The 12,654-nt window shown below is 71.1% G+C and carries 12 protein-coding genes and 1 pseudogene; 5 read left to right on the plus strand and 8 right to left on the minus strand.

Features of this window, described 5'->3' with window-relative positions; genetic code table 11:
* Positions 1 to 86: 86 nt before the first annotated feature.
* Positions 87 to 443, plus strand: a complete 357-nt coding sequence (locus G6N16_RS03885) for a heme-binding protein (RefSeq protein WP_083033116.1) — start codon at positions 87 to 89, stop codon at positions 441 to 443.
* Between the two features lie 9 nt (positions 444 to 452).
* Here G6N16_RS03885 and G6N16_RS03890 read toward each other — a convergent pair whose 3' ends face one another.
* Complete coding sequence (locus G6N16_RS03890) at positions 453 to 848, minus strand: DUF3054 domain-containing protein (protein WP_083033107.1); 396 nt, start codon at positions 846 to 848, stop codon at positions 453 to 455.
* 33 nt (positions 849 to 881) lie between these two features.
* Positions 882 to 1,958 (minus strand): lysylphosphatidylglycerol synthase transmembrane domain-containing protein, encoded by a 1,077-nt coding sequence (locus tag G6N16_RS03895; protein ID WP_083033109.1) that lies wholly within the window; start codon positions 1,956 to 1,958, stop codon positions 882 to 884.
* Between the two features lie 86 nt (positions 1,959 to 2,044).
* On the opposite strand from G6N16_RS03895, the gene G6N16_RS03900 reads away from it, so the two are divergent.
* Entirely contained in the window at positions 2,045 to 3,172 is a 1,128-nt protein-coding gene (locus G6N16_RS03900) for an AI-2E family transporter (RefSeq protein WP_083033110.1), read from the plus strand.
* On the opposite strand, the gene G6N16_RS03905 is transcribed toward G6N16_RS03900, so the two are convergent.
* The 6 genes and pseudogenes from G6N16_RS03905 to G6N16_RS03930 form a co-directional block, all read right to left on the minus strand.
* Positions 3,169 to 6,168, minus strand: a complete 3,000-nt coding sequence (locus G6N16_RS03905; RefSeq protein WP_163787763.1) for a trehalose monomycolate exporter MmpL3 — start codon at positions 6,166 to 6,168, stop codon at positions 3,169 to 3,171. The two genes, G6N16_RS03900 and G6N16_RS03905, sit on opposite strands and share 4 nt — an antisense overlap.
* 55 nt (positions 6,169 to 6,223) lie before the next feature.
* On the minus strand, positions 6,224 to 6,940 hold the full coding sequence (locus G6N16_RS03910) for a PIN domain-containing protein (protein ID WP_110810948.1): 717 nt from the start codon (positions 6,938 to 6,940) through the stop codon (positions 6,224 to 6,226).
* A complete protein-coding gene (gene trmB, locus G6N16_RS03915) occupies positions 6,940 to 7,713 on the minus strand; it encodes a tRNA (guanosine(46)-N7)-methyltransferase TrmB (protein ID WP_083033119.1) in 774 nt (257 codons plus the stop codon). The genes G6N16_RS03910 and trmB overlap by 1 nt, the downstream gene beginning before the upstream one ends.
* A 75-nt stretch (positions 7,714 to 7,788) precedes the next feature.
* Entirely contained in the window at positions 7,789 to 8,193 is a 405-nt protein-coding gene (locus tag G6N16_RS03920; protein ID WP_083033113.1) for a molybdenum cofactor biosynthesis protein MoaE, read from the minus strand.
* A gap of 173 nt (positions 8,194 to 8,366) precedes the next feature.
* A pseudogene (gene moaCB, locus G6N16_RS03925) lies at positions 8,367 to 9,347 on the minus strand (bifunctional molybdenum cofactor biosynthesis protein MoaC/MoaB); the annotation flags it as partial.
* Positions 9,329 to 10,504 (minus strand): molybdopterin molybdotransferase MoeA, encoded by a 1,176-nt coding sequence (locus G6N16_RS03930; protein WP_163787765.1) that lies wholly within the window; start codon positions 10,502 to 10,504, stop codon positions 9,329 to 9,331. The gene G6N16_RS03930 and the pseudogene moaCB, both read right to left, overlap by 19 nt.
* A 58-nt stretch (positions 10,505 to 10,562) precedes the next feature.
* On the opposite strand from G6N16_RS03930, the gene moaA reads away from it, so the two are divergent.
* The 3 genes from moaA (at position 10,563) to modA (ending at position 12,651) form a co-directional block, all read left to right on the plus strand.
* Positions 10,563 to 11,573, plus strand: a complete 1,011-nt coding sequence (gene moaA / locus G6N16_RS03935; RefSeq protein ID WP_083033611.1) for a GTP 3',8-cyclase MoaA — start codon at positions 10,563 to 10,565, stop codon at positions 11,571 to 11,573.
* A gap of 97 nt (positions 11,574 to 11,670) precedes the next feature.
* A complete protein-coding gene (locus G6N16_RS03940) occupies positions 11,671 to 11,907 on the plus strand; it encodes a MoaD/ThiS family protein (RefSeq protein ID WP_083033609.1) in 237 nt (78 codons plus the stop codon).
* 3 nt (positions 11,908 to 11,910) lie between these two features.
* Positions 11,911 to 12,651, plus strand: coding sequence for a molybdate ABC transporter substrate-binding protein (gene modA / locus G6N16_RS03945; protein ID WP_234806030.1), 741 nt, complete (start codon positions 11,911 to 11,913; stop codon positions 12,649 to 12,651).
* The last annotated feature ends 3 nt before the right edge of the window (positions 12,652 to 12,654 follow it).

Below are 12,654 nucleotides of genomic sequence, written 5' to 3' on the forward strand. Positions count from 1 at the left end.
CGGCCGGTGACTGCGATTGCTTGACCTGACAGCACCGGCCGCGATCTGTTTAGCTGATCGGAATACCGGGAGAACGGAGCGCCATGATGAGGAAGTCTTTGCAAAGCGCGGCGGTGGCCGCCATCGGTTCGGGCGCTGTATTCGGCGCGCTGCTGGCCTCGGCGCCGTCGGCGATCGCCGATCCGCCGCCCAACTGCACGGCCGCCGACTTCGCCGGCGTCGCCTCCGGAGTATCGGCCGCCTCGTCGGCCTATCTGTTCACCCACCCGGACGTCAACGATTTCTTCACCGGGCTGCACGGCAAGCCCCGCGCCGAGATCAAGACCGCGGTGGCCGACTACTTCAAGGCGAACCCGCAGGTCAAGGATGAGATGACGGGTATCCGTCAGCCGCTGGTGGACATCAAGAACCGGTGCGGGTTCACCGGCGTCCCGCCGTCGTAGCGGTTGGTGTCAGCGCCGGCGGTTGAGCGCGAGCGCCCCGGCGCGCCAGCCCAGCAGCAGGACCGCCGTCGACACCGATGCGACGACCAGGAAACTGGGCTTGAGCTCGGTGGATTGACCACTCACCAGGCGCAGCGCCATGCCGACGACGACGGTGCTGATCCAGATGACCACGCCGGTGGGCATCAGTGCGGCGGGACGGCGCCAGGCCCGGGCCAGTAGCCAGCCGAGCGCGGTGCCGACCAGGAAAGGCCAGGCGGTGGTCGCCACGCCGGCCAGGGTGATGCCCTCGTCGTGACTGTTGCGCCCGGTCGCCGCGAACAGCAGCACGGCGGCGAGGTCGAGGCCGGTGGCGGCGGCCACGGCGCCGCGCCGGTCGGTGTTCGGGGTGGGTGCGTCAGACATCGACGGTCAGCCTACCGGGGGAGCCCGACGGGCTCAGTCGAGGTGGGAGCGGTCCGGGTCACCGAGCGCCGCGCTGCGTCGGGCATCCGGCTCGGGCGAGGCGTGGTTGTCGGTGCGGAACATGAAGAAGAACACCACCCAGCCGATCGACGAGATGAAGATCCAGCTCACCAGCCGGTAGATCAGCATGGCCGAGATGGCGTCGGGCAGCGTCATGCCGCTGGACACCAGCCCGGGCACCAGCACCGCCTCCACCACCAGCAGACCGCCGGGCATCAACGGGATGGCGCCGACCGCGCGCGCCGCCGCGTAGGCCACGATCACCCCGCCCAGCGACGGATGCCCACCGGCGGCGTACGCCGCGAACAGCAGGCACGTCACGTCGGCGATCCAGTTGAACATCGACCAGCCGAACGCCACCCCCAGCTGTCGGCGGCCCAGCTTCACCGCCTCCAGCTGCCGCAGGATCTCCCGCCAGCGGTCCACCCAGGTGTCGGCCGGCTTGCCGCGCAGCTGGTTGAACCAGGCCAGCACCTTCACCCCGATGCCGTCGAGCAGTTCCGGGCGGGAGGCGACGGCCTGGGCGAACAGCAGCAGCAGGATGAACCCGCCGACGGTGAACAGCAGCGAGAAGGGGTTGTTCTTGGCGCCCAGCATGACCGCACCGGCCAGTCCCAGCACTGCCAGACCCACCACCTGCAGCGCGCCGGACATGACCAGCTGCCAGGACGCGACCAGCGGCGAGGCGCCCCACATCCGCTGTTGCCGGTAGACGAACGTCGCCGAGAGCACCGGCCCGCCCGGCAGCGTCGTGGACAGGGCGTTACCGGCGTAGAACGCGGCCTCGGATCGCCACTGGCGGACCCGGACACCGGCCGAGCGCAGCAGCTCCCGCTGGATCTGGGCGAAGCTGTGCATCGAGCACATGGCGGCCACCACCGCGGCCAGCACCCAGGCGGGGTTGGCGTCGACCAGGCTGTGCCAGGCCTGCGACAGTTGATCGCGCACCAGCGTCGCCTCGACGGCGAGCACCACCAGCACGGCACCGAGGATCACCCAGCGCAGCCACCAGTATTTTCCGCGCGACGATGCGCCCGGGGAATGGGCCACCGAGACAGCGTAACCGCGCCAGGATGGCCTCCGCGCGCATTGCGCGATGCGTCGCACACACGGGACCCGACCGTTACCGTTGAGCGATGGTGACGTGCGACGACGACTCGGTTTCCCCGCTGGTCCGCAGGTCGGCGGCCTGGGCGTGGCGGCTGCTGGTACTGCTTGCCGCGGTTGTCGCGGGGCTGTGGGTGGTCGGCAAACTGGAACTGATCGTGGTGCCGGTGCTGATCGCCACCATGCTCACCGCGTTGCTGCTGCCCCTGGTGGACTGGCTGGACCGGCATCGGGTGCCGCGCGGGGCGGCCGTCGCGCTGATCCTGCTGGCCGCACTCGCCACCATCGGGGCGTTGCTGACCTTCGTGGTCAGCCAGTTCATTGCCGGCCTTCCCGACCTGTCCGAGCAGGTCGCCCGCAGTATCGACTCGGCGCGGCACTGGCTGGTCGACGGGCCGTTGCGGCTCAGCCACGAGCAGATCGACAACGCCGGGAACTCCACGATCGAAGCGGTCCGCAACAACCAGTCGAAGCTGACCAGCGGGGCGCTGTCGACGGCGGCCACCGTCACCGAGATCATCACCGGCGCGCTGCTGGTCATGTTCACCCTGATCTTCTTCCTCTACGGCGGGCGGAGCATCTGGGCGTTCGTGGTGAAGGTGTTCCCGGCCGACGTGCGGGACAAGGTCAGCGACGCCGGTCGGGCCGGTTTCGGCTCACTGATCGGTTACGTGCGGGCGACCTTCGTGGTGGCGCTGGTCGACGCCGTCGGCATCGGCGCCGGGCTGGCCATCATGTCGGTGCCGCTGGCGCTGCCGTTGGCGTCACTGGTGTTCCTGGGCGCGTTCATCCCGCTGGTCGGTGCCGTCGTCACCGGATTCCTGGCCGTGGTCGTGGCGCTGCTGACTAAGGGTCTGGTCTACGCGGTGCTGACCTTCGGCCTGATCATCGCCGTGCAGCAACTCGAGGCGCACGTGCTGCAGCCGCTGGTGATGGGCCGGGCGGTGTCGATCCACCCGCTGGCCGTGGTGCTCGGCATCGCCGGCGGCAGCGTGCTGGCCGGCATCGTCGGAGCCCTGCTGGCGGTGCCGCTGATCGCGTTCGCCAACAGCGCGGCCCGGGTTCTGGTGGCCGGTGACGAGACCGCCGAGGAACAGGTCGACGCCATCGAGGGCCCACTGGTCCCCGACGCCCCCGGTCCGCCGGGCGACTCTTAGAGCCGGCCCTCCCGGCGCAGCAGGTCCTGTGCGCTGACGCCACCGCCGCGGTGGGTGGGGTTGTCCTCGTGCTCGCCGGGGGCGTCCAGCCGCGCGGTCTCCGGCTCCTTGCCCTCTTGTGAACCGCCCGGGGTCTGCTTGGGGATCGCCCGGGTGGCCGGGTCGTCGCCGACCGGCAGCGCGGTGGTCGCGGCGTCGGCGTCCGACGGCGGACCGGCCGGCTTGCCGCGCAGTTCACCCAGCCAGGACTCGATCTGGCGTTCGCCGCCCTCGGGGGCCGCGGCCGGGGCCGGCGGCCGCTGATGGCGGGGCATCGCGTTGCCGGCCGCCCGGCGCACCGCGTTGCGGGCTCCGGCCAGCCCGGCGAACCGGGTGGTGGGGGCGTCCTCGGTCTGCCGCGCGGGCGGCGGCCCGGGCCGGGCCGGCGGTGCGGCCTCGGCCGTCGGGTCCGGGATCCGCGAGGTGGGGGCCTGAGCCACCGGGTCCGGCGCCGGCATCCGTGCCGTGCCACTGGCCGACGGGGTCTCCCGCGGCGGGACCGGTTTGCGGACCGGGGTCGGGCCCGACGGGCCCGGGTGGGTCGGATCCTGCGGCCGTGGCGGGGCCGTGCCCGCAGCGCGCGCGGTCAGCGCCCCGACCGGGACGGCGCCGACGGGTGCGTCGGTGCGCACCGGCGCGGACTTGCGCTCGTCGGGCAGATGCGTCTCGCCCAGACCCAGCTTGACCTGCAGCACCTTCATCCAGCGCGGCGCCCACCAGCAGTCGTCGCCGAGCAGCTTCATGATGGCCGGAACCAGGAACATCCGGATGATGGTGGCGTCCAGCAGCAGCGCGATGAGCAGGCCGAAGGCCAGGTACTTCATCATCACCAGGTCGGAGAACACGAACGCGCCGGCGACGACGGCCAGCACCAGCGCCGCGGCGGTGATCAGCCGGCCGGTGGTTGCCGTGCCGATGCGGATCGATTCGGCCGTCGACATGCCGCGTTCCCGGGCCTCCACCATGCGGGAGACCAGGAAGACCTCGTAGTCGGTGGACAGGCCGTAGATCACCGCGATGATCAACCCGATCATCGGCGCCATCAGTGGCTGCGGCGTGTAGTTCATCAGCCCGGCACCGTGGCCCTCGATGAACATCCAGCTCAGCACGCCCATGGTGGAGCCCAGGGTCAGCGCGCTCATCAGCGCCGCCTTGATCGGCAGCACCAGCGAACCGAACGCCAGGAACATCAGCACCGTGGTGGTGGTGATCAGCAGCAGCACCATCAGCGGCAGCTTGGCGAACAGGCTGTGGATACTGTCCTGCTCCAGCGCAGGGGTGCCGCCGACGGACACCCGGGTGCCGGCCGGCGCGTGAATGTCCTCGCGCAGCTCGGCGATCTTGTTCGACGCGTTGGTGCTGGAACTGTCCTCCAGACCGTTCTGCAGCACCCGCACGTTCGGGTTCTTCGACGTGCCGCGGTCCTGCCACAGCTTGCCCTCGGTGGGCACGAATCCGGACACCTTGGTGGCCTGGTTGCGGGCGTCGTTGACCTGGGCGTCGGTCAGCGCCTGGCCGTTGGTGCTCTCGATGACCAGCGTCAGCGGGGCGGTCCGGAACGTCGGGAACAACTGGTCGAAGTGCTCCTGGGCCATGCGGACCGAGTTGTCCGGCGGCAGGTACTTCTCGCTGATGCCGGCGAAGGTGAGTTTGCCCAGCGGAATGATCAGCGCGACCATGAAGATCAGGATCGGTATCGCGAAGGTCAGCGGCCGTTTCATCACCATGTTGACCAGCCGGCCCCAGAAACCGTTCTCGACCTCTTCGCGGGTCTTGGTCTTCTGGGTCTTGGCCGCGAACCAGTCGATGAGCCGACGGCTGAAGCTCCAGTTCCGCAGGAACGGCACCCGCAGCAGGGTGTTGACGCCCAGGGCGTCGACGTTCGGTCCGAGGATGGCCAGGATGGCCGCCAGCACGGTGATCGACAGGATCGCCGAGAGCATGACCGAGGCGATGATCGCGTAGGTGATCGACTTGAGGAAGCCCTGCGGGAAGAGCAGCAGCGGCAGCGACGACGCCACGATGATGACGGCGGAGAACATGACCGTCCGGCCCGAGGTCATCACGGTTCTTCGGACCGCCGCTTCGGTGTCGTAGCCCTCGGCTATCTCCTCGCGGAACCGGCTGACGATGAACAGGCCGTAGTCGATGGCGATGCCCAGACCGATCAGCGTCACCACCGGCTGGGCGAAGAAGTGCACCGGGGCGTGGTCGGCGACCAGCCGCATGATGCCCAACGCGCCGGCGATGGACAGGCCACCGATGATGGCCGGCAGGGTGGCGGCCACCACGCCGCCGAAGACGAAGAACAGCAGAATGGCCACCAGCGGAATCGCGGCCACTTCGGCGCGCTGCTGGTCGACGGCGATGGTGCCGGTCAGTTCACTGGCCAGCGGGTTGAGCCCGGCCAGTTCGACGTTGCCGCCGTTGATCTGGCGCAGGTCGGGTTCGACCTTCTGGTAGTTCTTCAGGATCTCGTCGTCGTTGTTGCCCTGCAGCGGCAGCGTGATGAACGTGTGCCGCAGGTCCGAGGTCTTCATCGCCTGCAGTTTGGCGCCGTTCTCCGTGGCGGGGTCGGCGTCGGGCTGGCGGATCCAGCCGACGCCGGCGGTCGGCTTGCCGTCGGGGCCCGGGAAGGTCTCCAGCTGGTTCTTGTGCTTTTCGGCCAGTGCGCTCAGGTCGGCCTTGACGCTCTTCTGCCAGGCGAGGTCGGTGACCTTCTTGTCGTCCGGCGGGGTCAGGATCGCCACCACGTGGCTGGTCCGGTCTCGTCCGTAGGCGTCGTCGGCGACCAGCGAGGCGTGCACCGACTCACTGGTGTCGTCGTAGAAGCCACTCTGGGTGACGTGCTCGCCGAGCGAGATGCCGTAGACGCCACCGCCCAGGCACAATGCCACCATCACGCCGATGACGATGTACCGGAAGCGGTACACCATTCGACCCCACCAGGCGAACACCTAAGCTCCTAACGCTGTCCTATAAGTATTTCGGCGGCCTCGCGGCGTATCCGTGTCACGCTTTTGCCGCCAGTAGCGACGACAGCGGCCGGAACGGCTGCAGCCATGCCCCTTGTTCGGGCAGCGAATCGAGGCCGATTCGCGGGAGCGGTTCCCGGAAGACACCGTCGATGTCCTCCAGGTCGACAAACTCCAAGGTATCCGACGCTAGCGCCCAGCTGGCATGTTCGCGAAATCCGAGCACGCTGACCGGGGTGTGGTCGTCGCGGGCGATCTCCTCCAGCGGCAGCCGGAACGCCTGCCCGTCGGCCGAGGCCACCAGCAGCGCGGCCAGACCCTCGGATCGGCGCAGTGCGATGTGGGCGAGCATGTCGGCATCCACGTCGGAGTCTTCGTCGATCTTGGGTTTGGCGAACACCGCGAAACCGACGTTGCGCAGCGCCTCGACCCACGGCCGCACCACCTCGGCGGTGCCCGGGGCGATATTGGTGAAGACCGTGGCCTCGGGCTCGAGGACGACGCCGTCGCCGTCGCCGCCGAGGGCGGCGCTGCGCTCGGCGGTCACCTGCAGCAGCCAGCGGCCCAGCGCGTCGAAGCGGGGCCGGTGCGCCGCCGTCGGGCGGCCGCCCAGAATCGAGCCCAGACCCATATCCAGGTTGGGGGCGTCCCAGACCAGCAGCACCCGCGGCGGGGTGCTCGTCGCCGGCACCGTCGCCGGCTCGGCCGTCGGCTCGGTCCCCGGTTCCGCGGTCATCACGGCGGTGTCCGACATCACACCCGCACCCACACGAATTCGTTGATCGGGCTGCCGACCACGGCGGCCTTCGCCTCGTACTTGGTGGTGGGGCGGTGCACCGAGATCGGCAGGGCGTCGAGTTCGTCCGGGTCGCTCACCCGGCGCAGCCGCGGTTCCCCGTCGCCGACCTCGCCGATCTGCTCGGCATAGTCGGCGTGATCGGTGGCGGCGTGGAACACCCCGCCGGGCACCAGCCGGTCGGCGATCAGCGCGACCGTCGCCGGTTGCAGCAGCCGCCGTTTGTGGTGCCGGCTCTTGGGCCAAGGATCCGGGAAGAACACCCGCACGCCGGTCAGCGTGGCATCGCCGACGAGATGCTCCAGCACGTCCAGACCGTCGCCGCGGATCAGCCGGATGTTGGGTTCCCAGCCGGTCGCGGTGGCGTCGCGGTCCATCGCGCACAGCAACTGGGCCAGACCCTTCTTGTAGACCTCGACGGCCAGCACGTCCAGCTCCGGTTCGGCGTGTGCCATGGCCAGCGTCGAGACGCCGGTTCCGCAGCCCACCTCCAGCACCAGCGGCGCCGTCCGGTGAAACCACGCCGGCACGTCGAGCTGCGGGTAGCCGTCGTCGTCATCGCGGGCCAGCGCACCCCAGGCCGGCCAGCGGCGATCCCAGGTGGCCTGCTGGGAGTCGGTCAGCGTGGACCGGCGGGACCGGAAACTGGTGACCCGGCGATGCGGGTGGGCGGGCTGTTTTTCGGCAGCCTCGGGCCCGCAGTGCGCATGCATCCCCCCATCGTCCCTCATGACCGGCGGTACCCGGGCATCGCGCGGAAAATTGATATCCAACGGTTGCCTGGTGTCCGCGCCTCGTTGGCAGGGTCAGCAACAGGGGGTGACCCAGTCGGCGTCGCCGTCGGCGTAGCTCTCGTACTTCCAGATCGGCACCGTCGCCTTGATCTCGTCGATCACCTGCGCGCACACCGCGAACGCCTCGCCCCGATGGGCGGCGGCCACCGCGACCACCACCGCCACCTCGCCGACGGCCAGCGCGCCGACTCGGTGCTGCGCGGCCACCCGGATGTCGTCGCGCCGATGGGCGGTGAGCACATGCTGCAGGAACTCGTCGGCGCGCGGGTGCGCCTCGTAGCGCAGGCCGGTCACCGCGCGACCGTCGTGGTGATCGCGCACCACCCCGGTGAAGGTGACGACGGCGCCGTCGGCGTCGGTGTGCACCCGGGCCTCGCAGTCCCGCGGGTCCAGCGGGTGCTCGACGATGCCGGTCACCGGTGCTCCCGGGGGCCGCCCGGTGTGCCGGGCCCGGGTACATGCGGCGGTCCCAGCTTCCCCTCGGCTCCGTCGGCACTCGCTCCGCTCGCGCCACCTCCGCCTACCCAATGGTCGGATCCGGCCAGCGCTGGCTCCGCAGGCTCCGCCAGCTCGGCCTCCTCCTCCGGCCTCGCTGAACCGCCGGCCAAACCGACCAGGTGGTCGAGCAGCGGGCCGAGCACCGCCAGCCCGTCGGCGACCCCGCCGGTCGAGCCCGGCAGGTTGACCACGAACGTGGATCCGGCCAGCCCCGCCAGCCCGCGGCTGAGCGCGGCGAACGGGGTGGACCGGCGGCCGTCGGCCCGCATCGCCTCGGCGATCCCGGGCATCGGCATGGTCAGCCGCGCCGCGGTGGCCTCGGGTACCCGGTCGTCGTTGGTGGGCCCGGTGCCGCCGGTGCTGATCAGCACGGCGGGTGTTTCGGCGAGCGCGGCGGCCAGTGCCGCGGCGAAGTCCGCGTCGGCGACCACCCGGGGGTCGCCGACGGCAAAGCCGCGGTCGCGCAGCCAGTCGGCGATCACCGGCCCGGTCTTGTCGGTGCGCTCCCCGGCGGCGATCCGGGTCGAGGACACCAGCACGATCGCCGTGCCGGTGTCGGCCAGCGCCACCCGGCCCGGCGGCGGTGCGGTCTCGGCGCCCGGCCGGGTCCAGTGACCGTGTTTGCCGCCGGTCTTCTCCCGCAGGGCGATATCGGTCAGCACCGCGGCCGGATCCATCGCCTTGACCATGTCGTGCAGGGTCAGCCCGGCGACGGTCACCGCGGTCAGCGCCTCCATCTCGACACCGGTACGGCCGGTGGTGGCGGTGGTGGCCGTCACCTCGATCCGGTCGGCGTGCAACCGGAAATCCACCGCGACCCGGTCCAGCGGCAGCGGATGGCACAGGGGGATGAGCTCCGCGGTGCGCTTGGCGGCCATGATCCCGGCGATCCGGGCGGTGGCCAGCACATCGCCCTTGCCGACGGTGCCCGCGGTCACCGCGGCCAGCACCGCGGGGGTGGTGATGAAGGTGGCTCCGGCCACCGCGACCCGCGCGGTCACCGGCTTCCCGCCGACGTCGACCATGGCGGCCGTGCCGTCGGCGCGCAGGTGGCTCAGTTCGTCAGCGGCCATGTCCGCACCTCCTGGTCGGCGTTCACCCGGGTGGTCGTGGCGTCGATCTCGATCAGCACGTCGGCGTCAGCGGCGGTCACCGCCAGGTGGCTGCCCGGACCGCCGACGACGGCGACGGCACCGGAATCCGTTCGGCCGCGCAGGAACTGGGTGCGCCCGGGGATCGACGTGATGTCGTGGGACACCCGCGCCGTGTCGGCGACCACCGGGGGAAGGCCGGCGGACTGGCGAATGATGTTGCGCAACAATACCTCGAAGGACACCAGGACACTCACCGGGTTGCCCGGGAAACACACCACGGGTGTGCCGTCCCAGTCGGCCAGACCCTGCGGGCCGCCCGGCTGCATGGCGAGCGGGCCGAACCAGCCGCGGGAGCCCAGCAATTGGCGCACCGGTTCGCGCTCGCCCATCGAGACGCCACCGGAGGTGAGGATCAGATCGGCGTCCGGCGCGGCGGCCGATAGGGCTCCACCCAGGTCGGCGTCGTCGCCGAGCGCCGTCGCGACGGTGACCTCGGCACCGTTCCGGGCCAGCAGGGCCGACAGCAACAGCGAATTGGATTCCCAGATCTGGCCCGGGACAAGCGGCCTGCCGGGTGCGACGAGCTCGGAGCCGGTGGAGAACACCGCCACCCGCGGGCTCCGGTGCACCGTGACCTCGGCCGCGCCGGCGGTGGCCAGCGCACCGATATGCCTTGGTGTCAGCCGAATCCCACCATCCACCACCCGGGCGCCGACGGTGACGTCCTCCCCGGAGCGGCGGACGAAGGCCCCGCTCCGCGGTTCGGTGTCGAATCGCACCGCGCCGTTCTCTTCGCGGGACTGCTCGACCGGGATGACCGCGTCGGCGCCGGCCGGCAGGGGTGCGCCGGTCATGATCGCCGCCGCCCGTCCCGGCGGCAACGCCGGCACCGCCACGTCGCCTGCGAAGATCCGGCCGGACACCGGAAGGGGCCGTCCCGGCCGTACGTCGGCGGCGCGGACGGCGAAACCGTCCATCGCGGAGTTGTCGAACAGCGGCAGCGCACAGCCGGCCCGGACCGCGGTCGCGGTCACCCGGCCCAGCGCCGCGCCGATCGGCACCCGGCACGTCCCGCACACCGACGCCAGTGCCGTGGTCAGCGCCGCGCGGTGCTCATCGACCGACCGTCGTTCCACATACCCAGACTAGATGCCCGGGCACGCGGGCAGCGGCTGGATCGGTTAGCCTGCAGATGTGGCAGGTACCCAGGCTCTGCGGGTTGCCGAACTGCGCGACGGATTCGGCCGTCGCGCCCGTGATCTGCGCATATCGCTCACCCAGGACTGCACTCTGCGCTGCCGCTACTGCATGCCCGCCCACGGCCTGCCGTCGTTGCCGACCCCGGAGCTGTTGACGGCCGAGGAGGTGTGCCGGCTGGTGGACGTCGCCGTCGATCGGCTCGGTATCGCGGAGGTGCGCCTGACCGGGGGCGAACCGCTGGTCCGCCGCGACCTGGAGCGGATCATCGCGATGATCCGCGCGCGCCACAGCGAGCTGCCGGTGGCGTTGACCACCAACGGAGTCGGCCTGGCACACCGGGCGGCGGACCTGGTGGCCGCCGGTCTGAGCCGGATCAACATCTCGCTGGACACCGTGGACCGCGCCGCGTTCGTCGCACTGGCCCGGCGGGATCGGCTGCCCGATGTGATCGCCGGGATCGACGCGATCCGCGCCACCGGCATCGGGCCGGTCAAGATCAACGCGGTGCTGCTGCCGGAAACCCTCTCCGGCGCGGTCGATCTGCTGCGCTGGTGCATCGACCGGGGACTGCAGCTGCGGTTCATCGAGGCGATGCCGCTGGACGCCGAGGAGACCTGGCGTCCGGACACCCTCGTCACCGCCGCGGATCTGCTGGCGGAGCTGGGACGGCACGTGGCGCTGACCCCGCTGGGACGCGACGATCCCGGAGCCCCGGCCGAACTGTGGCGGGTCGACGACGGGCCCGCGACCGTCGGGGTGATCGCGTCGATGACCCGGTCGTTCTGCGGTACCTGCGATCGCACCCGGATCACCGCCACCGGCCGGGTGCGGCCGTGCCTCTTCTCCGACGACGAGCTCGACCTGCGCGCGGTGCTGCGCGCCGGCGGGGACGACGACGCGCTGGCCGAGGCCTGGCAGGCGGTCACCGCGCGCAAATCCGCCGGGCACGATCCGGTTGCGCGCCTGCAGCATCCGCGTCGCTCGATGGGCGCCATCGGTGGTTGAGAAGCAAGTGCAATCTGCGGGCGGTCCCGGTTTCCCCTCGGCTCCGCGGCCACTCGCTGCGCTCGCGTCCACTCCGCCGAGCCTCGCCGAACCGCCCGTGGTCACCGTCACCTACTACGCGGCGCTGGCGGACCTTACGGACTGCCGCAGCGAAACCCTCGCCGTCGCCGGAGCCACCGTGGGCGCGCTGCGGGCGGCGGTCGCCGCGGCCCATCCGGGTGCGGCGGAACTGGTCCGGGTCAGCGCGGTGCTCGACGGCGACGCGCTGCTGTGCAACGACGAGGCAGTGCTGGGGGCGACCGTGGATCTGCTGCCGCCGTTTGCGGGAGGGTGAAAAATGGCTAGGCGCAACATGTTCCGGGTATTCGCGGCGGTGATCGCGATTACCGTGCTGCTCGGCGGCGTCACCGGGTGCGGTTCGGGCGACCGGAAAACGCTGCGGGTGTTGGCCGCGGCATCGCTGGTCGACGTGATGAACACGCTGACGAGTGCCTTTCACGACGACCATCCCGAGGTGACGGTGCAGGTGGACACCGCGGCCTCCTCGGAGCTGGTGCGTCGCCTGGCCTCCGGCGCCGACGGGGACGTACTGGTCACCGCCGACACCCGCACCATGGACCAGGCCGTCGAGCAGAAGGTGGCCGCGGACCCGGTGGTCGTCGCCACCAACGTGTTGGTCATCGTTGTGCCGCAGGGTAATCCGGGGCATGTGACCGGGCTGGACTTTTTCGCCCGCCCCGGGGCGCGGTCGGTGGTCTGCGCCAGCGAGGTGCCCTGCGGGGCGGCCGCCGACGCCGCGCTCGCCGGTATCGGGGCGACGCCGCAGCCGATCAGCCGGGCGCCGGACGTGCGGGCCGCACTGGGCTCGGTGACCCGCGGGGAGGCCGACGCCGCCCTGGTCTACGCCACCGACGCCCGCTCCGCCGGCGACAAGGTCGAGACCATCGCCATTCCCCACGCCCCGGTCAACCAGTACCCCGCGGCATCGCTGACCGACGCCGGCCGCGACTTCGTCACGCTGATGACGTCATCGCGGGGCCGCGACATCTTCACCGCCGCCGGCTTCGGCGTGCCGTGAATC

This window comes from Mycolicibacterium insubricum, from assembly GCF_010731615.1.
In the GTDB taxonomy this organism is placed as follows: Bacteria; Actinomycetota; Actinomycetes; order Mycobacteriales; family Mycobacteriaceae; genus Mycobacterium; species Mycobacterium insubricum.

Coding starts and splice junctions, on each gene's coding strand:
- G6N16_RS03885 (WP_083033116.1), top strand. CDS start 87: ATGAGGAAGTCTTTGCAAAGCGCGGCGGTGGCCGCCATCGGTTCGGGC.
- G6N16_RS03890 (WP_083033107.1), bottom strand. CDS start 848: ATGTCTGACGCACCCACCCCGAACACCGACCGGCGCGGCGCCGTGGCC.
- G6N16_RS03900 (WP_083033110.1), top strand. CDS start 2,045: ATGGTGACGTGCGACGACGACTCGGTTTCCCCGCTGGTCCGCAGGTCG.
- G6N16_RS03910 (WP_110810948.1), bottom strand. CDS start 6,940: ATGTCGGACACCGCCGTGATGACCGCGGAACCGGGGACCGAGCCGACG.
- trmB (WP_083033119.1), bottom strand. CDS start 7,713: ATGAGGGACGATGGGGGGATGCATGCGCACTGCGGGCCCGAGGCTGCC.
- modA (WP_234806030.1), top strand. CDS start 11,911: ATGGCTAGGCGCAACATGTTCCGGGTATTCGCGGCGGTGATCGCGATT.